Here is a 2123-nt window from a genome sequence, read left to right on the forward strand (position 1 = left end):
ACTGGAAAACTCGATGTGCGGTTGCGTCGGGTGCCGGCGTCGTTGACGCGCTGTAACTGAACACCCACAAATCTCTCGCAGCGACCGCCTAACACCTGAATTAAGCCGAGCCGCGAAGCGGCTTCGGCTTGAATGAACTGTTATGTGCTAACTCTAGCCCAGTGCCGTGCAAAGTACGAAAGGCCGGCGCGTCCACGACGGGAAGGCTCTGACCGTGAAAGGCGATGTGTTGGCTGCGAGATTGCCGGCGCGCCTTACCGGAAACCATCCGCCGCCAACCTGGCAAAGACCGGGAAGTGACTGCCGATCCGGAGCGCCAAAAAAAGCGACCGCTGCGCGGTGCCAAGCGAAGCTGAAAACTCTCGCAGCAAAAACCCGGGCGCCACCGGATACTCACTTGCCGCTCATGACGGAGGCCAGCGAAACGCTCTTTGCCCCGAAGTCTATTTTGCGGCACATAACACCTGAATTAAGGCGAGCCGCGAAGCGGCTTCGCCTTGGATGAATTGTTAGGCGCCACCCGAGGCACTACCAAATCTCAATGGTCGCGGTGAAGTCGCCCGGTTCATACGCGCGAACAGTGACGGATGAGGGAATAAAGCTGTCACCTTTGTAGGATGGTTGCGCGGAGTACTTGCTGATCTTTCCGCTCTGGCCAAGCGGAAGGATGGTGCCCATATCTATCCTGTTCTTCTGCTCCGCGGCCCAAGCCGGGACAAACACGACATTTAGGTCGATAGGTTCGCCGCCAAACTCCTCAGGCATTAGCAGCATAGGTACGAGTTCGCCCTGCCGTGCAGCGGCCTCAGCCTTTTCTCGGGAATTCAGCGAGGAGAAGTCCGGACCAGCGAGCTTCTTCTTTTTAAACCAATCGAACATCGATGATCTCCAGTGGCGCCTAACACCTGAATTAAGCCGAGCCGCGAAGCGGCTTCGGCTTGAATGAATTGTTAGCCCCAATCACGGCAACTGGTGAATATAGCTTTCAGTGCCGGTAGCGCAAACAAGCTCGTACCCACCGTCGGCGGCAAAGTCATATGTAAGGTGAGGGCTGTCGTTTGTAGCGGGGGTGTTGGGGCAGGAATACCAAATAGTCCTGCGACCTGCCGGAACGTAGATACCAATACGATCCGGTGAGTCGAATGATTTTGCGTCAACGCCCGTAAGGCCATAGGGGAGTCCTGTGGTGTCCGGCACGGTTGTCGCAAGTCGAATAAACGCGGACTTGTCTTTGCTGGGTGAGTGGTGGACAGACGCGCACCTGCCAGGATCCACTCCTGTCATCAGCACATCGGCCACATGGGATGTAACGCAAAGAGTGTGGCAACCACAAAGACAGAATGCCATTAGGACGACCAAGACAATTCTCATTGGGGCTAACACCTGAATTAAGCCGAGCCGCGAAGCGGCTTCGGCTTGAATGAACTGTTAGGCCGCGGACCGGAATGCCCGAAGCCACTGTTACTTGGGTTGCGACTGAAGCTCAAGAATGTTGCCCTCCGGGTCTGTGACATAGACCCATGTGAGCCTTTTACCCAATGCGTTGGTCAGTGTAACGACCTCTCCAACCGAGCGGCCTCCCGCTGCTAGCACAGCCTCTCGTGCGGTCGGTACGTCATCTACGACGAACGCAATGTGGCCAAATCCGGGGCGGTTCACTGCGGACTCAACACTCTCCTTGAGAATGTTGTAGTTGAAGATCTCAAGCGTCGGCCCATCCGGACCGTGTCCCGGTAAACGCAAATGCTCACCACGCAACTCAGCGCCCGGTATTCCAGTGCCGCGCTCCAGATCGGGACCCTGGAAATCGCGCACCGGCGGGACGGGAACGCAGCCAAATAACTCCTGGTAGAAGCGGGAGAGTGCTCTCCAGTCATTCGCAACCAGGTTGGTGTGCCCATATCTTGCGCCAGCGATCATGTGCTATTCCTCCCGAGCGACTGAAGTACTACATACGCGGCCTAACGCCTGAATTAAGCCGAGCCGCGAAGCGGCTTCGGCTTGAATGAATTGTTAGCCCTCATCCGGCCTTGCCAGCGTCAGCGCACTTGAAACTGCGCCTGCTACAAGAGCGCTTAGGAGAAAGGCGCGAAGGCCATAGCTAATCCAGAATATTCCAGGAG

Annotated in this window: 2 protein-coding genes; both read right to left on the minus strand. The window is 56.6% G+C overall.

The genetic code is table 11. From position 1 onward, the window contains the following. Positions 1-528: 528 nt before the first annotated feature. Positions 529-879, minus strand: coding sequence for a hypothetical protein (locus ACYVD7_RS14315; RefSeq protein ID WP_460764562.1), 351 nt, complete (start codon positions 877-879; stop codon positions 529-531). A gap of 582 nt (positions 880-1461) precedes the next feature. Further along, positions 1462-1920 (minus strand): VOC family protein, encoded by a 459-nt coding sequence (locus ACYVD7_RS14320; protein WP_460764564.1) that lies wholly within the window; start codon positions 1918-1920, stop codon positions 1462-1464. Between the last annotated feature and the right edge of the window lie 203 nt (positions 1921-2123).

Source organism: Lysobacter fragariae (assembly GCF_054779775.1).